This is a genomic window from Mycobacterium sp. ABE4_509, from assembly GCF_056160785.1.
The window spans coordinates 42,779-63,755 of record NZ_JBSWXU010000015.1; the positions used below are offsets into that span (position 1 = coordinate 42,779).

22 protein-coding genes and 1 rRNA gene are annotated in these 20,977 nt (G+C 67.8%); 20 read left to right on the forward strand and 3 right to left on the reverse strand.

Features of this window, described 5'->3' with window-relative positions; genetic code table 11:
* Positions 1–24 precede the first annotated feature (24 nt).
* Entirely contained in the window at positions 25–2,013 is a 1,989-nt protein-coding gene (gene rho / locus ACXAID_RS05655) for a transcription termination factor Rho (RefSeq protein WP_475021209.1), read from the forward strand.
* 49 nt (positions 2,014–2,062) lie between these two features.
* Here the strand turns inward: rho and ACXAID_RS05660 are convergent, their stop codons facing one another.
* Entirely contained in the window at positions 2,063–2,497 is a 435-nt protein-coding gene (locus tag ACXAID_RS05660; protein ID WP_475021210.1) for a MarR family winged helix-turn-helix transcriptional regulator, read from the reverse strand.
* A 71-nt stretch (positions 2,498–2,568) separates the two neighbouring features.
* Here ACXAID_RS05660 and ACXAID_RS05665 point away from each other — a divergent pair, with 71 nt between their 5' ends.
* Positions 2,569–3,171, forward strand: a complete 603-nt coding sequence (locus ACXAID_RS05665; RefSeq protein ID WP_475021211.1) for a maleylpyruvate isomerase family mycothiol-dependent enzyme — start codon at positions 2,569–2,571, stop codon at positions 3,169–3,171.
* A gap of 6 nt (positions 3,172–3,177) precedes the next feature.
* Here ACXAID_RS05665 and ACXAID_RS05670 read toward each other — a convergent pair whose 3' ends face one another.
* Positions 3,178–3,804, reverse strand: coding sequence for a TetR/AcrR family transcriptional regulator (locus ACXAID_RS05670; RefSeq protein ID WP_475021212.1), 627 nt, complete (start codon positions 3,802–3,804; stop codon positions 3,178–3,180).
* A gap of 105 nt (positions 3,805–3,909) precedes the next feature.
* Here ACXAID_RS05670 and fadD1 point away from each other — a divergent pair, with 105 nt between their 5' ends.
* From fadD1 to ACXAID_RS05750, 16 genes are all read left to right on the forward strand, one after another.
* Positions 3,910–5,490: a fatty-acid--CoA ligase FadD1 gene (fadD1, locus tag ACXAID_RS05675; RefSeq protein WP_475021213.1), complete on the forward strand. Its 1,581-nt coding sequence runs from the start codon at positions 3,910–3,912 to the stop codon at positions 5,488–5,490.
* 164 nt (positions 5,491–5,654) lie between these two features.
* The gene (rpmE, locus tag ACXAID_RS05680) at positions 5,655–5,879 is read left to right on the forward strand and encodes a 50S ribosomal protein L31 (protein ID WP_475021230.1); all 225 of its coding nucleotides are present in this window, start codon (positions 5,655–5,657) and stop codon (positions 5,877–5,879) included.
* A gap of 97 nt (positions 5,880–5,976) precedes the next feature.
* A complete protein-coding gene (prfA, locus tag ACXAID_RS05685) occupies positions 5,977–7,050 on the forward strand; it encodes a peptide chain release factor 1 (RefSeq protein ID WP_475021214.1) in 1,074 nt (357 codons plus the stop codon).
* Positions 7,050–7,949 carry a peptide chain release factor N(5)-glutamine methyltransferase gene (gene prmC / locus ACXAID_RS05690; RefSeq protein ID WP_475021215.1) on the forward strand — a complete coding sequence of 300 codons (900 nt, stop codon included), beginning with the start codon at positions 7,050–7,052 and terminating at the stop codon, positions 7,947–7,949. Before prfA ends, prmC begins: the two co-directional genes overlap by 1 nt.
* Positions 7,950–7,994: 45 nt before the next feature.
* A complete protein-coding gene (locus ACXAID_RS05695; protein ID WP_475021216.1) occupies positions 7,995–8,669 on the forward strand; it encodes an L-threonylcarbamoyladenylate synthase in 675 nt (224 codons plus the stop codon).
* A gap of 31 nt (positions 8,670–8,700) precedes the next feature.
* Positions 8,701–9,921, forward strand: a complete 1,221-nt coding sequence (locus ACXAID_RS05700) for a glycosyltransferase family 4 protein (protein ID WP_475021217.1) — start codon at positions 8,701–8,703, stop codon at positions 9,919–9,921.
* Positions 9,922–10,207: 286 nt separating this feature from the next.
* Positions 10,208–10,654 carry an ATP synthase subunit I gene (locus ACXAID_RS05705; RefSeq protein ID WP_475021218.1) on the forward strand — a complete coding sequence of 149 codons (447 nt, stop codon included), beginning with the start codon at positions 10,208–10,210 and terminating at the stop codon, positions 10,652–10,654.
* Positions 10,651–11,430, forward strand: coding sequence for a F0F1 ATP synthase subunit A (gene atpB / locus ACXAID_RS05710; protein ID WP_475021219.1), 780 nt, complete (start codon positions 10,651–10,653; stop codon positions 11,428–11,430). The genes ACXAID_RS05705 and atpB overlap by 4 nt, the downstream gene beginning before the upstream one ends.
* Positions 11,431–11,516: 86 nt before the next feature.
* A complete protein-coding gene (locus tag ACXAID_RS05715; RefSeq protein ID WP_098006198.1) occupies positions 11,517–11,762 on the forward strand; it encodes a F0F1 ATP synthase subunit C in 246 nt (81 codons plus the stop codon).
* Between the two features lie 15 nt (positions 11,763–11,777).
* Entirely contained in the window at positions 11,778–12,284 is a 507-nt protein-coding gene (locus tag ACXAID_RS05720; protein WP_475021220.1) for a F0F1 ATP synthase subunit B, read from the forward strand.
* Between the two features lie 2 nt (positions 12,285–12,286).
* The gene (locus tag ACXAID_RS05725) at positions 12,287–13,618 is read left to right on the forward strand and encodes a F0F1 ATP synthase subunit B/delta (protein WP_475021221.1); all 1,332 of its coding nucleotides are present in this window, start codon (positions 12,287–12,289) and stop codon (positions 13,616–13,618) included.
* 59 nt (positions 13,619–13,677) lie between these two features.
* The gene (gene atpA / locus ACXAID_RS05730) at positions 13,678–15,318 is read left to right on the forward strand and encodes a F0F1 ATP synthase subunit alpha (RefSeq protein ID WP_475021222.1); all 1,641 of its coding nucleotides are present in this window, start codon (positions 13,678–13,680) and stop codon (positions 15,316–15,318) included.
* 35 nt (positions 15,319–15,353) lie between these two features.
* On the forward strand, positions 15,354–16,283 hold the full coding sequence (locus ACXAID_RS05735; RefSeq protein WP_475021223.1) for a F0F1 ATP synthase subunit gamma: 930 nt from the start codon (positions 15,354–15,356) through the stop codon (positions 16,281–16,283).
* Positions 16,284–16,320: 37 nt separating this feature from the next.
* Positions 16,321–17,754: a F0F1 ATP synthase subunit beta gene (atpD, locus tag ACXAID_RS05740; RefSeq protein ID WP_475021224.1), complete on the forward strand. Its 1,434-nt coding sequence runs from the start codon at positions 16,321–16,323 to the stop codon at positions 17,752–17,754.
* A gap of 36 nt (positions 17,755–17,790) precedes the next feature.
* Positions 17,791–18,156, forward strand: coding sequence for a F0F1 ATP synthase subunit epsilon (locus tag ACXAID_RS05745; RefSeq protein WP_475021225.1), 366 nt, complete (start codon positions 17,791–17,793; stop codon positions 18,154–18,156).
* Between the two features lie 11 nt (positions 18,157–18,167).
* Entirely contained in the window at positions 18,168–18,614 is a 447-nt protein-coding gene (locus ACXAID_RS05750; protein WP_475021226.1) for a DUF2550 domain-containing protein, read from the forward strand.
* Between the two features lie 16 nt (positions 18,615–18,630).
* Here the strand turns inward: ACXAID_RS05750 and ACXAID_RS05755 are convergent, their stop codons facing one another.
* The gene (locus ACXAID_RS05755; protein WP_475021227.1) at positions 18,631–19,209 is read right to left on the reverse strand and encodes a cob(I)yrinic acid a,c-diamide adenosyltransferase; all 579 of its coding nucleotides are present in this window, start codon (positions 19,207–19,209) and stop codon (positions 18,631–18,633) included.
* 94 nt (positions 19,210–19,303) lie between these two features.
* Here ACXAID_RS05755 and murA point away from each other — a divergent pair, with 94 nt between their 5' ends.
* Together murA and ACXAID_RS05765 are read left to right on the forward strand one after the other, a co-directional pair.
* The gene (gene murA, locus ACXAID_RS05760) at positions 19,304–20,557 is read left to right on the forward strand and encodes a UDP-N-acetylglucosamine 1-carboxyvinyltransferase (protein ID WP_475021228.1); all 1,254 of its coding nucleotides are present in this window, start codon (positions 19,304–19,306) and stop codon (positions 20,555–20,557) included.
* Between the two features lie 340 nt (positions 20,558–20,897).
* Positions 20,898–20,977 (forward strand): 16S ribosomal RNA (locus ACXAID_RS05765); the annotation flags it as partial.

Sequence of the window (20,977 nt, forward strand, 5' to 3'; positions counted from 1 at the left end):
TCAGCGAGGGAAGAAAGGAAATCCGTGACTGATACGGACCTCATCACGGCTGGTGGCAGCACCGACAGCGGAGAGCTGCCGAACACCGTGACCGCGGACGCCTCGTCGCCCGCGGAATCGAAAGCACCGACCGCAGCGGATGCCGCGCCGTCCAGGCGGGGCTCCCTGAGCACGCTGGTGCTCCCGGAACTGCGCGCACTCGCCAAGGAGATCGGCGTCGAGGGCGCCTCCGGCATGCGCAAGAGCGAGCTGATCGCTGCGATCCGGGAACGCCGCGGCGACTCCAACGGGACCTCGAACAGCAAGAAGGCGGCGGACGCCGGCGACGGAGCCGAGCAGAGCGCACCGGTCGCCGAGGCGGGCAGCGGCGGGGCGCCGACCCAGGCTGCCGATGCGTCGCCCGCGGAGGGCTCGGACACCGGTTCGGCCCAGACCTCCGAATCCCAGCCCGCCCAGCAGCGCCGCGAGCGCCGCTCGGCTTCCCGCGAGCAGGGCGGCGCCGCGGCCGAGCAGGCCGGCGAGCAGCCCTCTGAACAGGGCAAAGGGCAGAAGTCGCAGGACGGCGGACAGCAGGCCAAGGGGTCGGAAAAGGCCGATAAGTCGGACAAGGCCCAGTCCTCCGACAAGGACAAGAACCGGCGCGACAACCAGGACAACCAGGGCGGTAAGTCCGACAAGGGGGACGGCTCCGACCAGCAGGGCGGCGGCCAGAACCGGAACAACAACAACGACGACGACGGCGGAGGCGAGGGACGCCAGGGACGGCGCGGTCGCCGCTTCCGGGATCGCCGGCGCCGGGAGCGTGGCGGCGGTGGCGACGGCGGCAACGACCGGGACGCCGAGCTGCGTGACGACGACGTCGTCCAGCCGGTCGCGGGCATTCTCGATGTGCTCGACAACTACGCGTTCGTGCGGACCTCGGGCTACCTGGCCGGGCCCAACGACGTCTACGTCTCGATGAACATGGTGCGTAAGAACGGTCTGCGCCGCGGTGACGCGATCACCGGTGCGGTGCGGGTGCCCCGGGAAGGCGACGGGGGCGGGGAAAAGAATCCGCGCCAGAAGTTCAACCCGCTGGTGCGCATCGACAGCGTCAACGGCGGATCCGTCGAGGACGCCAAGAAGCGGCCCGACTTCAGCAAGCTGACCCCGCTGTACCCCAACCAGCGGCTGCGTCTGGAGACCAACACCGAACGGCTGACCACCCGGGTGATCGACCTGATCATGCCGATCGGTAAGGGGCAGCGCGCCCTGATCGTCTCGCCGCCCAAGGCCGGTAAGACCACGATCATGCAGGACATCGCCAACGCGATCACCCGCAACAATCCGGAGTGCCACCTGATGGTGGTGCTGGTCGACGAGCGTCCCGAAGAGGTCACCGACATGCAGCGTTCGGTGAAGGGCGAGGTCATCGCCTCGACCTTCGACCGGCCGCCGTCCGACCACACGCAGGCCGCCGAGCTGGCCATCGAGCGCGCCAAGCGCCTCGTCGAGCAGGGCAAGGACGTCGTCGTGCTGCTGGACTCGATCACCCGGCTGGGACGCGCCTACAACAACGCGTCGCCGGCATCGGGTCGCATCCTGTCCGGTGGCGTGGACTCGACGGCGCTGTATCCGCCCAAGCGGTTCCTCGGCGCGGCGCGCAACATCGAGGAGGGCGGTTCGCTGACGATCATCGCCACGGCGATGGTCGAGACCGGATCGACCGGCGACACGGTGATCTTCGAGGAGTTCAAGGGCACCGGCAACGCCGAGCTCAAGCTCGACCGCAAGATCGCCGAGCGCCGGGTGTTCCCGGCCGTGGACGTGAATCCGTCCGGCACCCGTAAGGATGAGCTGCTGCTCTCGCCCGATGAGTTCGCGATCGTGCACAAGCTGCGCCGGGTGCTGTCCGGGCTGGACCCGCACCAGGCCATCGACCTGTTGATGAGCCAGCTGCGCAAGACCAAGAACAACTACGAGTTCCTGGTCCAGGTCTCGAAGAACACCCCCGGCGGCCCCGACACCGAGTGAGCGGGTTCGGCGTGGGGAGTCGCGCTGGGCGCGACCGGCCACGCCGAAATCACTGGTACGGGTCGGTGACGGCCCGCAGCGAGACGAGTGCTGTGCGTAGTGCGGTGTAGTCGTTGTCGCCCAAATGGTTTCGCCATTCCTGTTCGATGGCGGCGATCTCGGCGGCGGCCAGCCGGCATATCCGGATGCCCTGCTCGCTGAGCGTGACCAGCCGTGCCCTGGCGTCCGTCGGATCGGGTAGGCGCACCACATAGCCGGCCCGCTCGAGCTGATCGACGAGCGCTCCGGCGGTCTGCTTGGTCACCCGTGCCTGCTCGGCCAGGTCGGTCAGCCGCATGCCTGCGGGATCGAGGCGTTGCAGCAGTCTGGACTGGGCGATCGTGAGGTCGTCGACGCCGTTGCGCGCCAACGCCGCCATCACTCTGCTCTCCGCGTCGCGGTGCGCGATGAACATCAACACCGCGGTCGCCGGTTGGGTGTCCATGCCTTGACTTTAGTACGAGTGGCTGACTATATTTCGTCAGTAAAGCTGACTATTAAGAGTCTGGAGCGGCCGTGGACCGGGGCACCGTCTGGCAACACATCGACGTTCAACGCGCCGAGTTGGCCGATCTGATCGACGCGATCGACGCGGCCGATCCAGGTTGTTGGGACACGCCGTCGCTGTGTTCGGGGTGGTCGGTGCGCAATGTGGCCGCCCACCTGACCCACTCGACGATTCCGATGCCGCGGATGCTGGCCCAGGCGGCGCGCAACGGCTTCCGGTTCGGCGCCGTCGTGGACCGGATGGCGCGCCAAGACCGCCGAACGCCGGCTGAACTGGCCGGCTACCTGCGTGGAATCGTCGGCTGCCGCCGTCACCCGCCCGGCACCAGCGCGCTGGAACCGCTGATCGACGTGCTGGTCCATGCCCAGGACATCTGCGTCCCGCTGGGAATCGAGCGACCGATGCCGGCCGATGCCGCCGTGGCCGCGGCCGAGCGGGTGTGGACGAACGGCCTCCCGTTCCAGCGCCCGCGGCGGCCCGCCGGGACCCGGCTGGTCGCGATCGACGCGGACTTCGCCGTCGGCGACGGGCCGGAGGTGGTGTCGGCGCCGATCCGGGACCTGCTGATGCTGCTCACCGGTCGGCCCGCCGACGTCAACGCGGCGGGGTAGCCGACCTCAGACGGCCGGATCGCAGCGAAGCCCGGCCACGATGTAGCGCCGCGCGTGGCGCAGCACCGACTCGTGGTCGTCGACGTCGCACAATTCCCCTGGCACGGTGGCCAGGCTCATCGTGATCCGCGCGACCCACTCCGCGGCCTCGGCGCAGTCGGTGTCCGGGTGGATCTCACCGCGGTCGACGGCCGCCTGCAGGTAGGGAACCCAGAACGCGGCGATCTCGGGAATGAGTCCGCGAACACCGATACCCGCGCACGCGGTGAACGCTTCGGGCTCTTCCTGGCGGAGCTTGAGGACCAGGGCGCCCGGGGTCTCGGACTCCTGGCGTGCCAGCGCGACACCGAGGGCGATCTGCTGGTCCAACCCGGTCACCCGGTCCAGGCGGGACCGCGATTCGGTCCAGAACGCGTCGTTGAGCCGCACGATCGCCGCCCCGAGCAGCTCGGCCTTGTCGGGGAAATGGCGGTAGAGCCAACCTCGGCTGACACCGGCGACCTCGGCGACCTCCGACACCGTCGTGGCGCGGATTCCCTTGGCGGTCAAACACTGCTCGGCGGCGTCGATCAAACGGTCCCGGACGGATTTCAGCTCCGGTTTGGCCGGCTTGGTCACGGTCTCGACGCTCACGGACCTATCTTCGCAGATGGCTCGTGCGTATCGGGCCGATGTCGACTGCCCGGCGATCCGGGGAGTAGACACATGTAAGAATCTGTTCACGTGAAGGGCGGACGGATGGCCGAGACGGTTCAGCAGCTGTTGCGCGACCTCCGGGACGACGAGGGCGTCTCGGCGAAGATCGCGGTGAAGTTCGACGGCGAGAGCTGGACCTGGCGCCAGCACCTCGACGCCGCCGCCGAGCAGGCGGCAGCCCTGATCGGCATCGCCGATCCGGACCGGCCGATGCACGTCGGGGTCCTGCTGGGCAACACCCCGGACATGCTCACCGCGATGGCCGCCGCCGGGCTCGGCGGCTACGTCATCTGCGGCATCAACAACACCCGCCGCGGCGAGGCCCTGACCCGCGACATCCGCCGCGCGGACTGCCAGATCCTGATCACCGACACCGACAACGTCGGCCTGCTCGACGGCCTGGACCTCACCGGAGTGCGGCTACTCGTCGTCGGCAGCCCCGAATGGAAGGAGATCACCGCCGCGCCCGGGGAACTGAGGCCGCACCGCGAAACCACGGCGGCCGACACCTTCATGCTGATCTTCACCTCGGGCACCAGCGGTGACCCCAAGGCGGTCAAGGTCATGCACGCCATGGTCCTGCTCGCCGGGGCGGCGCTCGCCGATCGCTACGAGCTCACCTGCGACGACGTGTGCTACCTGTCGATGCCGTTGTTCCACTCCAACGCGGTGCTGGCCGGCTGGTCGGTGGCCCTGAACGCCGGCGCGGCGATGGCACCCGCCCAGTTCAGCGCTTCCCGGTTCATCGACGACGTGCGCCGCTACGGCGTCACCTACATGAACTACGTGGGCAAACCGCTGGCCTACATCCTGGCCGGCCCCGAGCGCCCGGACGACCACGACAACCCGTTGCGGGTGGCGTTCGGCAACGAGGCCAGCGACCGCGACATCGCCGAGTTCGGCAGACGCTTCGGCTGCCAGGTGTGGGACGGTTTCGGCTCCACCGAGAACGCGGTGACGGTGACGCGCGAGGACGGCTGCCCGCCCGGCTCCATCGGCAAGGGATTCCCCGGGGTGGCGATCTACGATCCGGACACCGTCACCGAATGCGCGGTGGCCCGATTCGACCCGCACGGCCAGCTGATCAACCCCGACGAAGCCATCGGGGAGCTGGTCAACACCGACGGTGCGGGCATGTTCGCCGGCTACTACAACGACCCCGATGCCACCGGCGAACGGCTCCGCAACGGCATGTTCTGGTCCGGTGACCTCGCCTACCGCGATGCACAGGGATGGATCTACCTGGCCGGACGCACCGCTGACTGGATGCGGGTCGACGGCGAGAACATGACCTCGGCCCCCATCGAACGCATCCTGGTGCGGTTGCCCGCGATCAGCCAGGTCGCGGTGTACCCGGTCCCCGACGAGTTCGTCGGGGACCAGGTGATGGCCGCGATCGTCCTGCAGGACGGGGCCGCGCTGACCCCGGAGCGGTTCGGCGAGTTCCTCGCCGAACAGCCCGATCTGTCGCCCAAGGCGTGGCCGCGCCACGTCTGGATCGCCGATGAGCTGCCCAGTACCGCCACCAACAAGGTGCTCAAACGCGAACTGGTCGCGATGGGGGCCGAACCCGACGGCCGGCGGATGTGGAAGCGTGACGGCCGCACCTACCGACAGGAATAGTGGCCGCCGCGTGCGCGTTTAGGCTGTTGGCGGTTGACCTGGCATAATGGGCTGGTCATCCGGCCTCCGGTCGGGTGCACCGCCGACACCTCGGTTCCGGTTCACGCCGCAGCCTCCTCCGACGGGGGAGGGCGACCCGGGGCCCCACGATGGAAGAGGAAGCCATGCAATCGGGTATTCACCCTGACTACGTAGACACGACCGTGTTGTGCGGCTGTGGAGCCAGCTTCACCACCCGCAGCACCAAGCAGAGTGGGCAGATCACCGTCGAGGTGTGCTCACAGTGCCACCCGTTCTACACCGGCAAGCAGAAGATCCTCGACAGCGGCGGCCGCGTGGCCCGCTTCGAGAAGCGCTACGGCAAGCGCAGCAAGACTGCCGACAAGTAGCCGTCCGATCGGCGCCCGTTCTGCAGCTCACGCGCAGGCCGGGCGCCGTTTCGTGGTTGGGGGCGGGTAGCAGGACCAGGCCAGAGGAGGAGGCGAGATGACCGACACCGCACCGGCGATCGAGTCCATCCTCGCCGAGCACTCCGACCTGGAACGCCGGCTGGGGGATCCGGAACTGCACGCCGATCCGGGCGCCGCGCGCAAGGCCGGGCGCCGGTTCTCGCAGCTGGCGCCGATCGTGACCACCTACCGCAAGCTCGAGGCGGCGCGCGGTGACCTGGAAGCGGCCCGCGAACTGGCCGCCGACGACGACTCCTTCGCCGCCGAGGTCGACGAGCTGACCGCCGCGGTGGCCGACCTCGACGATCACCTCACCGAACTGCTGGCCCCGCGTGATCCGCACGATGCCGACGACATCGTGCTGGAAGTCAAGTCCGGCGAGGGCGGCGAGGAATCGGCGCTGTTCGCCGCCGACCTGGCCCGCATGTACATCCGCTACGCCGAGCGACACGGCTGGACGGTCACGATGCTCGACGAGACGACCTCCGACCTGGGCGGCTACAAGGACGCCACGCTGTCGATCGCCAGCAAGGGCGACTCCGCCGACGGGGTGTGGGCGCGGCTGAAATTCGAGGGTGGCGTGCACCGCGTCCAGCGCGTGCCGGTCACCGAGTCGCAGGGCCGGGTGCACACCTCGGCGGCCGGCGTGCTCGTCTACCCCGAGCCCGAAGAGGTCGAACAGGTACAGATCGACGAGTCCGACCTGCGCATCGACGTCTACCGCAGCTCGGGCAAGGGCGGCCAGGGGGTCAACACCACCGACTCCGCCGTGCGTATCACCCATCTGCCCACCGGAATCGTCGTCACCTGCCAGAACGAGCGCTCCCAGCTGCAGAACAAGGCGCGCGCGCTGCAGGTGCTGGCCGCGCGTCTGCAGGCGGTGGCCGAGGAGCAGGCGCAGGCCGACGCGTCGGCCGACCGGGCCAGCCAGATCCGCACCGTCGACCGCAGTGAGCGCATCCGGACCTACAACTTCCCGGAGAACCGGATCGCCGACCACCGCATCAACTTCAAGGCGCACAACCTCGACCAGGTGCTCGACGGCGACCTGGATCCACTGTTCGACGCGCTGGCCGCCGCCGACAAGCAAGCGCGGCTGCAGAACACGTGATGACCGTCGACCGGCCGGTGACGATGCGCCGGTTGATCGAGGCCGCGACCGACGCGCTGGCCGCTGCCGGCATCGGTTCACCGCGGGTCGACGCCGAGCTGCTCGCCGCGCACCTCACCGGAACCGATCGGGGCCTGCTGGCCTTCACCGAGCCCGGGCCCGGGTTCGCCGACCGCTACGAAGAACTCGTCGCGGCCCGCGCGGCCCGGGTTCCGCTGCAGCACCTGACCGGGACCGCGCCGTTCGGTCCGGTCGTGCTCGACGTCGGCCCCGGGGTCTTCGTGCCGCGCCCGGAGACCGAGTCCCTGCTCGAATGGGCGCTGGCGCAGCCGTTGCCGGCCGCCCCGCGCATCGTCGACCTGTGCACCGGCTCGGGTGCGTTGGCGATCGCGCTGGCCACCGAGCTGCCGCAAGCCCGGGTGACCGCGGTCGACGACTGCGACACCGCGTTGGGCTATGCCCACCGCAATGCCCACCGCAATGCCCACCGCAATGCCCACCGCAATGCCCGCGGCACCGCGGTGGAACTGGTGCGGGCCGACGTCACGACCCCCGGGGTACTCGGTGACCTCGACGGTTCCGTCGATCTGGTGGTGGCCAATCCGCCCTACATTCCGCTGGGCTCGGCGACCGCGGAGGCGCTGGATCCCGAGGTGATCGACCACGACCCGGCGCATGCCCTGTTCGGCGGCGAGGACGGGATGTCCGTCATCGCCCACCTCGTCGGTCTGGCGGCCCGGTTGCTTCGCCCCGGCGGGCGCTGCGCGGTCGAACACGATGACACCACCTCGGCGCACACCGTCGACCGGTTCCTCGACGCCGGGGGCTTCGTCGAGGTCACAGCCCGACACGACCTGGCCGGGCGCCCCCGATTCGTGACCGCGGTGCGCGGCGGGTGAGAGGCTGGCGGACGTGAACCAGCGAGAAGCGAAGGCGGATCGCCCGTGACCGACATGTACGACTGCGCCGACCCCGCGCAGCGGGACAGCGGCGTCGCCGCGGCGATCAGTGCGCTCAAGAGCGGCCGGCTGGTGGTGATGCCCACCGACACCGTCTACGGCATCGGCGCCGACGCGTTCGACGGCGATGCGGTCGCCGCACTCTTGTCGGCCAAGGGGCGCGGACGGGACATGCCGGTTCCGGTGTTGGTCGGGTCCTGGCACACCATCGAAGGTCTGGTCTACTCCGTGCCCAACAGCGCCAGGGAACTGATCCGGGCCTTCTGGCCGGGTGCGCTGAGCCTGGTGGTCCGGCAGGCCCCCTCGCTGCACTGGGACCTCGGCGATGCCAACGGCACGGTCATGCTGCGGATGCCGCTGCACCCGGTGGCGATCGAGTTGCTGCGGGCGGTGGGCCCGATGGCGGTGTCGAGCGCCAACATCTCGGGCAGGCCGGCCGCGGTCACCGCGGCGCAGGCCCGCGACCAGCTCGCCGACCTGGTGGCGGTGTACCTCGACGGTGGCCCCGCAGAGCAACAGGCGGCCTCGACGATCGTCGACCTCACCGGGGCTCATCCGCGGGTCCTGCGGCAGGGGCCGGTCAGCGTCGAGGCCATCGCCACGGTGCTGGGAGTCGAGCCGGGCAGCCTGGTGGACGAGCCCGCGCAGACGCCGGAATAGAACTGCGGTCCCGGTGGCTTACGGTGCGGCGATGATCACGGCAACCAACGCGGAGGGACTTCTTGCGCTCGCCGAGCGCGGGAGCGTGCTGGCGCTGGCCGATCGCGGGGCCGGGGTACCGCTGCGCGAGCTCGCGCTGGTGGGCCTGACCGCGGCCGTCATCACGTACCTGGCCACCGGATTCGTCCGCGTGCTGGCGACGAAGTGGGGCGCGGTGGCCTACCCGCGCGAACGCGACGTCCACCTGCAACCCACCCCGCGGATGGGTGGCCTGGCCATGTACCTCGGCGTGGTCGCCGCGGTGCTGCTGGCCTCCCAGCTGCCGGCCTTGACCCGGGGTTTCGTCTACTCCTCGGGGATGCCGGCGGTGGTGGTGGCCGGAGGGTTGATCATGCTGGTCGGGCTGATCGACGACCGCTGGGGGCTCGACGCGCTGACGAAGTTCGCGGGCCAGATCACCGCCGCGAGCGTGCTGGTCACGATGGGGGTGGCATGGAGCGTGCTCTACATCCCGATCGGCGGTGTCGGCACCATCGTGCTGGACCAGGTGGCCTCGATCCTGCTCACCCTGGCGCTGACCGTCGCGATCGTCAACGCGATGAACTTCGTCGACGGTCTCGACGGGCTGGCCGCCGGGCTCGGCCTGATCACCGCATCGGCGATCTGTCTGTTCTCGGTGGGCCTGCTGCGTGACCACGGCGGGGACGTGCTGTTCTACCCGCCGGCGGTGATCTCGGTGGTGCTCGCCGGGGTCTGTCTGGGCTTTCTGCCGCACAACTTCCACAAGGCCAGGATCTTCATGGGGGATTCGGGCTCGATGCTGATCGGCCTGATGCTGGCTGCCGCCTCCACGACCGCGGCGGGCCCGATCTCGCAGACCGCCTACGGGGTGCGCGACGTGTTCGCGCTGCTGTCGCCGTTTCTGCTGGTGGTCGCCGTCATGTTCGTCCCCGCACTGGACATGCTGTTGGCGATCATCCGGCGCACCCGCGCCGGGCTGAGTCCGTTCAGCCCGGACAAGATGCACCTGCACCACCGACTGCTCGAGATCGGCCATTCGCACCGGCGGGTGGTGCTGCTGATCTATCTGTGGGTGAGCATCGTCGCGCTCGGCGCCGCCAGCACGATCTTCTTCGATCCGCGAGACACCGCGGCGGTGATGGGGGGTGCGATCGTGGTCGCCGTCGTGGTCACTCTGATACCGCTGTTACGGCGAAAAGATTCGGCTCCAGACGGGGTATACGACAGCTAGTAGTAGGCCCTCTTTTGTGGCCTCCACCATATGTTAGGGTGCTCTCAGAACCCGAAGAACCTCGCGGGTTGCCGGCCCTCCGGCCCGTTCGGCACCACCGATTCTCACGTCGGTTCGGAGCCGACCGGAATGGAACAACGACCGACAGTTTGACCGATTACAGGAGCTGCGCCTTGGGTGATTCCAGCGCGCCTGACGCCCTCCGATACGCTACGGGCGCCACGCACAGGAACCATCCAGGAAGACTCCGGTAGATGACGATTGACCGCGGGATTGAGGTGAGTCAGTGACGACGCCAGCGCAGGATGCGCCGTTGGTGTTGCCATCCATTGCTTTCAGGCCGTTACGACTCCTGATCATCTGTGTGGTCCTGGCTGGGCTGGGCACGCTGGGTGCGGCTCTGCTCGGCCACGTCATGGTCGGCGTGTTCTTCGGCGTGGGCCTGGGACTCGGCCTGATCAACGCGGTGCTGGTGCGCCGCTCGGTCACCAAGATCACCGCCAAGGAACACCCGCTCAAGAGCGCGATGGCGCTCAACTCGGCAGCCCGGCTGATGGTGCTGTCGGTGATCGGGCTCGCCATCGCCTACGTCTTCCGGCCCCAGGGGCTCGGCGTGGTCTTCGGGATGGCGCTGTTCCAGATGTTGTTGGTGTTCTCGACCACCCTGCCCGTCGCGCGGAAACTGCGGGCCGGTGCCGCCCAAAGCTCTGAAGGAGATACGAGCCAGCAATGACGGGAAATCAAGTCGCGACGGATCCGGTGACGATCCTCGCCTCCGAGTCCGGGATCCACGTCGGCGTCCACACCGAGGCCAACTGGTTCGGCCTGACGGTCAACACCGACACCCTGCTCTCGACGTCGATCGCCGCGATCATCGTTCTGGCCCTCGCCTTCTACCTGAAGTCCAAGGTCACCTCGAAGGGGGTGCCCAGCGGGGTGCAGCTGTTCTGGGAAGCCATCACCACGCAGTCGCGCAACCAGATCGAAAGCGCGATCGGGATGAAGATCGCGCCGTTCGTGCTTCCGCTGGCGGTCGCGCTGTTCGTCTTCATCCTGGTGGCCAACTGGTTGTCGGTGTTCCCGTGGCAGTACTCCGACGAGACCGGCATCCACGAGTTCCTCAAGCCGGCGGCCGCCGACATCAACTTCGTGCTGGCGCTGGGCCTGTTCGTCTTCATCTGTTACCACGCCGCCGGCTTCTGGCGCCGCGGTGTGCTCGGCCACCCGGTCAAGCTGGTCAAGGGGCACGTCGCGTTCCTCGCGCCGATCAACATCGTCGAAGAGCTCGCCAAGCCGATCTCGCTGTCTCTCCGACTTTTCGGCAACGTCTTCGCCGGCGGCATCATGGTCACGATCATCGCGCTGTTCCCCGCCTACATCATGTGGGCGCCCAACGCGCTGTGGAAGTCATTCGAGTTGTTCATCGGCGCGATCCAGGCCTTCATCTTCGCGCTGCTGACGATCCTGTACTTCGGCCAGTCGATGGAGCTCGAAGACGAACACCACTGACCCACCGACCGAAAACGCTTCAAACAACCTGATCGACTAAACCCAGACCTGGTAGGACGCCCTGCCAGTTAGCAAGGAGGAAAGAAATGGATCCCACGATCGCTGCCGGCGCGCTCATCGGCGGTGGACTTCTGTTGGGCGGCGGCGCCATCGGCGCGGCCATCGGCGACGGTGTCGTCGGTAGCGCGCTGGTCGAAGGTGTCGCCCGGCAGCCCGAGGCCCAGGGCCGGCTGTTCGTGCCGTTCTTCATCACCGTCGGCCTGGTGGAGGCCATGTACTTCATCAACCTGGCGTTCATGGCGCTGTTCGTCTTCGCCACGCCGGTCGCATAGTCGGACTGGAGAGTCATGGGTGACCTGAGCATCACTGTCCTCGCGGCGGAGGAAGGCGGGCAGAGCAACTTCCTGCTGCCCAACGGCACGTTCATCTTCGTGCTGTTGATCTTCCTGATCGTGCTGGGTGTCATCGCCAAGTTCGTGGTGCCTCCGATCAGCGCGGTTCTGCACGAGCGGGAAGCGATGGTCGCCAAGACCGACCAGGACAACCGGAAGTCCGCTGAGCTGCTCGCCGCAGCACAAGGCGACTCCGCGAAGGTGATGGCCGAGGCGCGACGGGAAGCCTCGGCCATCCGGGACCAGGCGCGTGGCGAAGGCCGGCAGATCCTCGAGGACATGCGCTCGCGCGCGAACGACGAGGTCACGGCCACGGTGACGCGGACCAACGAGGAACTGGCGCAGCAGGGCAGCGCGACTGCCGAGGAGCTGCGGTCGTCGATCGAGACGCTTTCGGAGACGTTGGCCGGCCGGGTGCTCGGGGTCGATGTCGCGAACGCGCCAACGAGCCAGGGACGGTAGGCATGTCGACATTCATCGGTCAGTTCATCGGGTTCTTGGTCATCGTGTTCCTGGTGGTTCGCTACGTGGTTCCGCCGGTGCGGAACATGATGCGGACCCAGCAGGAGACGGTGCGCCAGCAGCTCGATGACAGTGCCACGGCGGCCGAAAAGGTCGCCAAGGCCGACGAGCAGCACGCCGCGGCGCTCGCCGAGGCCGAGGCCGAAGCGGCCCGGGTGGTCGAAGAGGCCCGGGCCGACGCCGAGAAGATCTCCGTGCAGCTGCGGGAGCAGGCCGACGCAGATGTGGAGCGCATCAAGGTGCAGGGCGCCGCGCAGGCCGAACTGCTCCGTCAGCAGCTCATCCGCGAACTGCGCCAGCAGCTGGGCACCGAGTCCGTGCTGCGGGCCCGGCAGCTGGTGAGCGAGCACGTCTCCGACGACGCCAACCGCGCGGCGACCGTCGACCGGTTCCTCGACGAACTCGACGCGATGGCGCCCTCGCTGGCCAACGTCGGCGACACGGCCGGCTCCAAGATGAGGGCCACCAGCCGCGTTGCGCTGCAGGTGGTGATCTCCCGGTTCAACGAACTGACCACCGACGTCCCCGCCGACGGGTTGTCGACCCTGGGCGCGGATCTGGTCGCGGTGGCCAAGCTGCTGACCTCCGAGCCGGTGTTGAGCAAGCACCTCGGCGAGCCGACCGACAACGCCGACGCCAAGGCCAATCTGGTCGAGGCGCTGCTGTCCGGGAAGGTGTCCGACATCACCCTGGAGTTGGTGAAAACCGCGGTGGCGCAACGCTGGTCGAGCGAGGAAGACCTGGCTTACGCGATCCGCTACGCAGCCCGGCTGGCGCTGCTGCTGCGCGCGGAGCGAAACAACGAGGCCGCCGAGGTCGAAGACCAGCTCTTCCGGTTCAGCCGCATCCTCGACGGCGAGTCCGAGCTCAGCGCACTGCTGAGTGACTACACCACCCCCGTCGAGGGCCGGATCGCACTGCTCGACCGGCTGCTGGCGAACCAGGCCAACGAATCCACCAAAGCGCTGCTCGCGCAGACCGTCGAGCTGCTACACGGGGAGCGGGCCGACGAGGCGGTGCGCGACCTCGCCGAGCTGGCGGTCTCGCGCCGCGGCGAGGTGGTCGCCAACGTCAGCGCCGCCGCCGCGCTCAGTGACGGCCAGCGGGCCCGCCTGACCGAGCTGCTGACCCGCATCTACAGCCATCCGGTGTCGGTGCAGTTGCACGTCGACCCCTCCTTGCTGGGCGGCCTCACGGTCACCGTCGGCGACGAGGTCATCGACGGCTCGCTGTCGTCGCGGCTCGCGTCAGCCGAGACCCGGCTACCCGACTGACCCGCAGCCCCCAATCCACCCAGACCATTGAGAACACAACAGGCAGGAAGCGAAAAGCCATGGCAGAGTTGACTATCTCGGCTGCTGACATCCAGGGAGCGATCGAGGACTACGTCTCCTCTTTCGCCGCCGGGTCCGAGCGTGAAGAGGTCGGGACCGTTATCGACGCCGGCGACGGTATCGCCCACGTCGAGGGTCTGCCCTCGGTCATGACTCAGGAGCTGCTCGAGTTCCCCGGCGGCGTCCTCGGCGTCGCGCTGAACCTCGACGAGCACAGCGTCGGCGCCGTGATCCTCGGTGACTTCGAGAACATCGAAGAAGGCCAGCAGGTCAAGCGCACCGGCGAGGTGCTCTCGGTGCCGGTCGGTGACGGATTCCTCGGCCGGGTGATCAACCCGCTGGGTCAGCCGATCGACGGCCAGGGCGACATCGCTTCCACCGAGCGCCGCGCGCTCGAGCTGCAGGCGCCGTCGGTGGTGCAGCGCCAGAGCGTCAGCGAGCCGCTGCAGACCGGCATCAAGGCGATCGACTCGATGACTCCGATCGGGCGCGGCCAGCGCCAGCTGATCATCGGCGACCGCAAGACCGGCAAGACCGCGGTGTGCGTGGACACGATCCTCAACCAGCGCAAGGCCTGGGAGACCGGTGACCCCAAGCAGCAGGTGCGCTGCGTCTACGTCGCCATCGGCCAGAAGGGCACCACGATCGCCTCGGTCAAGCGGGCGCTCGAAGAGGGCGGCGCGATGGAGTACACCACCATCGTCGCCGCACCCGCCTCGGACTCGGCCGGCTTCAAGTGGCTCGCGCCCTACACCGGTTCGACCATCGGCCAGCACTGGATGTACGACGGCAAGCACGTGCTGATCGTGTTCGACGACCTCACCAAGCAGGCCGACGCCTACCGCGCGATCTCGCTGCTGCTGCGCCGCCCGCCGGGCCGCGAGGCGTTCCCCGGCGACGTGTTCTACCTGCACTCCCGCCTGCTGGAGCGTTGCGCGAAGCTCTCCGACGAACTCGGTGGTGGCTCGCTGACCGGCCTGCCGATCATCGAGACCAAGGCCAACGACATCTCGGCGTTCATTCCGACCAACGTCATCTCCATCACCGACGGGCAGTGCTTCCTGGAGAGCGACCTGTTCAACCAGGGTGTGCGGCCGGCCATCAACGTCGGTGTCTCGGTGTCGCGCGTCGGTGGCGCCGCACAGATCAAGGCCATGAAGGAGGTGGCCGGCTCGCTGCGTCTGGAGCTCTCGCAGTTCCGCGAGCTGGAGTCGTTCGCCGCCTTCGCCTCGGACCTGGACGCCGCCTCGAAGGCCCAGCTGGACCGTGGCGCCCGTCTGGTGGAGTTGCTCAAGCAGCCGCAGTACACCCCGTATGCCGTCGAGGATCAGGTCGTGTCGATCTTCCTGGGCACCGGCGGCCACCTCGACTCCGTTCCGGTCGATGACGTCGCACGTTTCGAGACCGAGCTGCTCGAGCACGTCAAGGCTTCCCACGACGACATCCTCGAGGGCATCCGGGAGACCAAGAAGCTCTCCGAGGAGGCCGAGGAGAAGCTGTCCGGCGTGATCAACGAGTTCAAGAAGGGCTTCGCGGCCTCCGACGGAAGCTCGGTGGTCAACGAGGCGGAGACCGAGGCCATGGACGAAGAAGACGTCCAGAAGGAGTCGGTCAAGGTCCGTAAGCCGGCGGGCAAGTAGGCACCGGAGAGGCGTTGAGGGGTCTGGAGAGCTAAATGGCTGCAACACTGCGTGAGCTGCGCGGGCGTATCCGTTCCGCCGGGTCGATCAAGAAGATCACCAAGGCCCAGGAACTGATCGCCACCTCGCGGATCGGCAAGGCGCAGGCCCGAGTCGAGGCGGCTCGGCCCTACAGCACCGAGATCACCAGCATGCTCACCGAGCTGGCCAGCGCGAGCGCGCTGGACCATCCGCTGCTGGTGCCCCGGGAGTCGGCCAAACGCGCCGGCGTGCTGGTGGTGTCCTCGGACCGCGGTCTGTGCGGGGCCTACAACGCGAACGTGCTGCGGCAGGCCGAGGAGCTCTTCTCGCTGCTGCGCGACGAGGGTAAGAACCCGGTGCTCTACGTCGTCGGCCGCAAAGCGTTGGGTTACTTCAACTTCCGCCAGCGCACGGTGACCGAGTCGTGGACCGGCTTCTCCGAGCGGCCCGACTACGAGCACGCCCGCGACATCGCCGACACCCTGGTCACGGCCTTCATGTCGGGCGCCGACGACGACGGTGACGAGCCCGGAGCCGACGGCATTCTCGGCGTCGACGAGCTGCACATCGTGTTCACCGAGTTCAAGTCGATGCTCTCGCAGACGGCGGTGGCACGGCGGATCGCGCCGATGGTCGTCGAGTACGTCGAGGATGAACGCCCCGATGACGGCCCGCGGACGTTGTTCTCGTTCGAGCCCGACGCCGAGACGCTGTTCGACGCGCTGCTGCCGCGTTACATCGCCACCCGGGTGTATGCGGCACTGCTGGAGGCGGCGGCGTCGGAATCGGCATCCCGGCGACGGGCGATGAAGTCGGCGACCGACAACGCCGACGAGCTGATCAAGGGACTGACCCTGGCGGCCAACCGCGAACGTCAGGCCCAGATCACCCAGGAAATCAGCGAGATCGTCGGCGGCGCCAACGCGCTGGCCGACGCCAAATGACCTTCAGTAGTACGGCCCGTAAGGAAGCGAAGAGAAAATGACTGCAACCGCAGAAGCCAAAGAGACCACGGGTCGCGTGGTTCGCATCACCGGCCCGGTCGTCGACGTCGAGTTCCCGCGCGGCGCCGTACCGGAACTGTTCAACGCGCTGCACGCCGACATCTCCTACAAGGAGCTGTCGAAGACGCTGACCCTCGAGGTCGCCCAGCACCTGGGCGACAACCTGGTGCGCACCATCTCGATGCAGCCGACCGACGGGCTGGTCCGCGGCGTGGAGGTGACCGACACCGGTAACTCGATCTCGGTGCCGGTCGGTGACGGCGTCAAGGGCCACGTGTTCAACGCCCTCGGCGACTGCCTCGACGAGCCGGGCTACGGCAAGGACTTCGATCACTGGTCGATCCACCGCAAGCCGCCGGCCTTCTCGGATCTGGAGCCCCGCACCGAGATGCTGGAGACCGGTCTGAAGGTCGTCGACCTGCTGACGCCGTACGTGCGTGGCGGCAAGATCGCCCTGTTCGGCGGTGCCGGCGTGGGCAAGACGGTGCTCATCCAGGAGATGATCAACCGTATTGCCCGTAACTTCGGCGGCACCTCGGTGTTCGCCGGGGTGGGGGAGCGCACCCGTGAGGGCAACGACCTGTGGGTGGAGCTCGAGGACGCCAACGTGCTCAAGGACACCGCGCTCGTGTTCGGTCAGATGGACGAACCGCCGGGCACCCGTATGCGTGTCGCGCTGTCGGCGCTGACCATGGCGGAGTTCTTCCGTGACGAGCAGGGCCAGGACGTGCTGCTGTTCATCGACAACATCTTCCGGTTCACCCAGGCGGGCTCGGAGGTGTCGACGCTGCTCGGCCGTATGCCGTCGGCGGTGGGTTACCAGCCCACGCTGGCCGACGAGATGGGTGAGCTCCAGGAGCGCATCACCTCGACGCGTGGCCGCTCGATCACCTCGATGCAGGCCGTGTACGTGCCCGCCGACGACTACACCGACCCGGCCCCGGCGACCACGTTCGCCCACCTCGACGCGACCACCGAGCTTTCCCGCGCGGTGTTCTCGAAGGGCATCTTCCCCGCGGTGGATCCGCTGGCGTCGTCGTCGACGATCCTGGACCCGGCGGTGGTCGGCGACGAGCACTACCGCGTCGCCCAGGAAGTCATCCGGATCCTGCAGCGCTACAAGGACCTTCAGGACATCATCGCGATCCTCGGTATCGACGAGCTCTCCGAGGAGGACAAGCAGCTGGTCAACCGGGCCCGCCGTATCGAGCGCTTCCTGAGCCAGAACATGATGGCTGCCGAGCAGTTCACCGGGCAGCCCGGCTCGACGGTGCCGCTCAAGGAGACCATCGAGGCCTTCGACAAGCTGGCCAAGGGTGACTTCGACCATCTGCCCGAGCAGGCGTTCTTCCTGATCGGTGGCCTCGACGACCTGGCCAAGAAGGCCGAGAGCCTCGGCGCGAAGCTGTGATCGTGGTGTTCAGGCGGACCAGAGGGGTGGTGTGACATGGCGGAGTTGAACCTCGAGATCGTCGCCGTGGAACGCGAGTTGTGGACCGGAGCGGCGACGTTCCTGTTCACCCGCACCACCGCCGGTGAGATCGGCATCCTGCCGAACCACATCCCGCTCGTCGCCCAGTTGGTCGACGACGCGATGGTGCGGGTCGAGCGGGAAGGCGAGGACGACCTGCGGATCGCGGTGGACGGCGGCTTTCTGTCGGTCACCGAGGAGGCCGTGCGGATCCTCGTGGAGAAGGCGCAGTTCGAGTCCGAGATCGATTCCGATGCGGCCAAGCAGGACTCGGAGTCTGACGATCCCAGGACCGCAGCCTGGGGCCGCGCGCGGCTGCGCGCCCTGGGGCAGATCGACTAGCAGGCGGGCTCATGAGCGCGTCCATGGTGTTCATGGTCGCGCTGGTGTGTGTGCTCACACTGGTCGTCTTCGTGCTGTTCTACCGGCTGTGGAAACTGCGTCAGGTCGGCGGCACCGCGGCGATCCTGCGGGACGTGCCCGCGGTGGCCGGGCACGGCTGGCGCCACGGCGTGGTGCGCTACCGGGGTGACGAGGCCGGTTTCTACCGGCTGTCGAGCCTGCGCTGGTGGCCTGATCGCCGGTTGACCCGGCGGGGTCTGGAGGTCGTGGCGCGGCGCTCTCCGCGTGGCGACGAGTTCGACATCATGACCAACGAGATCGTGATCCTCGAACTGCGCGATACCGGGCCCGAACGCGGCCGCGGATACGAGATCGCCCTGGACAGGGGCGCGTTGACGGCTTTCACCTCCTGGCTGGAGTCGCGCCCGTCGCCCCGGGCCCGTCGACGGAGCCATTGACCCGGGCCGGGCCGGGTCAACGTCCTTGGCCGCCGCCGGGGGTCCAGAGCACGTCACCGTCCGGGTTGGCCGCGCGGGACAGGATGAACAGCAGGTCCGAGAGACGGTTGAGGTACTTGGCCGGCAGGACGCTGACCGAGTCGCCGTGCGCGTCGAGGGCCTGCCAGGCCGAACGTTCGGCACGTCGGGCCACCGTCCGGGCGACGTGCAGCAGCGCTGACAGCGGTGTGCCGCCGGGCAGCACGAACGAGTTGAGCGCAGGCAGCCCCTCGTTGAACTCGTCACACCAGGCTTCGAGCCGGTCGATGTAACTCTGCTGGACACGCAGCGGGGGGTACTCAGGATTCTCGACGACCGGCGTGGACAGGTCTGCGCCGGCGTCGAACAGGTCGTTCTGGATCTGGCGGAGCACGTCGAGCAGACGCTCGCCGGGATCGCCCAGTGCCACCGCGACTCCGATGGCGGCGTTGACCTCATCACAGTCCGCGTAGGCCGCCAGCCGGAGGTCGTTCTTGGAAACCCGGCTGAAATCGGACAGGCCGGTGGTCCCGTCGTCGCCGGTGCGGGTATAGATCCGGGTGAGGTGGACAGCCATGGACAAAACGCTACGGCAACCGGGCCGCACCGAGCACGGTGGCCAGCGGCTCGGCAGCCTGACATGGTCCGGCGGGCTGTTTACACTAACCGGCGTGAGCGAGCATTTCGTGGTGACCGGCGGAGGCCGGTTGTCGGGCGAAGTCGCCGTCGGGGGAGCCAAGAACAGTGTCCTGAAGTTGATGGCGGCCTCGCTGCTCGCGGACGGCACCAGCACCATCACCAATTGCCCGGACATCCTCGACGTGCCGCTGATGGCCGAGGTCCTGCGGGGGCTCGGCGCAACGGTCGAACTCGACGGCGACGTCGTGCGGATCACCTCTCCCGACGAGCCCAAGTACGACGCGGACTTCGCGGCGGTCCGCCAGTTCCGCGCGTCGGTGTGTGTCCTGGGGCCGTTGGTGGGGCGGTGCAAGCGAGCCAAGGTGGCACTGCCCGGCGGTGATGCGATCGGCTCCCGGCCCCTGGACATGCATCAGGCCGGGCTGCGCCAGTTGGGCGCCCGGTGCAATATCGAGCACGGCTGCGTGGTGGCCGAGGCGGACCATCTGCACGGCGCGGAGATCCAACTGGAGTTCCCCTCGGTGGGCGCGACCGAGAACATCCTGATGGCTGCCGTGCTGGCCGACGGCGTGACGACCATCCACAACGCCGCCCGCGAACCCGACGTCGTCGATCTGTGCACGATGCTCAACCAGATGGGTGCGCAGATCACCGGTGCCGGATCGCCAATCCTGACCATAACCGGTGTGGAACGGCTCTATCCGACCCAGCACCGGGTGATCGGGGACAGGATCGTCGCGGCGACCTGGGGTATCGCGGCCGCGATGACCCGTGGCGACATCTCGGTGACCGGTGTGGATCCGGCCCATCTGCAGCTGGTGTTGCACAAGTTGCACGATGCCGGGGCGACGGTGACCCAGAACGACAACGGGTTCCGGGTGGTGCAGTACGACCGGCCGAAAGCGGTCAACGTCGCGACCCTGCCGTTCCCCGGCTTCCCCACCGATCTGCAACCGATGGCGATCGGTCTGGCCGCGGTCGCCGATGGAACGTCGATGATCACCGAGAACGTCTTCGAGGCGAGGTTCCGCTTCGTGGAGGAGATGATCAGGCTCGGCGCCGACGCCCGCACCGACGGTCACCATGCGGTGGTGCGCGGAATCCCGCAGCTGTCGAGCGCGCCGGTGTGGTCGTCGGACATCCGTGCCGGCGCCGGGCTGGTGCTGGCGGGTCTGGTGGCCGACGGTGACACCGAGGTGCACGACGTCTTCCACATCGATCGCGGCTACCCCCGGTTCGTGGAGAATCTGCTCGCGCTCGGGGCCGAGATCGAACGGGTCGTCTAAGCGCTGCGGAGCGCCGAAACCGGGCGTAAGCTGGTCATTTGGGCGTACGCGCGACAGCGCGTAGTATTTCCTTTCAGAAGCCAACGGCCCGGTCCGAACGGATTCCGAGCGGACAGAGTGGACGGGGCTTGACCTCCCTGACCGGAATGATCTAAGCTGGCAGGGTTGCCCGAAACCGGGATATGTTGTTTGAGAACTCAATAGTGTGTTTGGTGGTTTTTGTTTGTTGTTTTTTGCCATGCTCTGACTTCCCGTGTTGGGGTGTGGTTTTTTTGTGATGCCAGTTTTTGGTGTTTTTGTTTGTTAGGTCAGATTTTTCTGAACTGCCTTTTTTGGTTTTTGTTTGGAGAGTTTGATCCTGGCTCAGGACGAACGCTGGCGGCGTGCTTAACACATGCAAGTCGAACGGAAAGGCTCCTT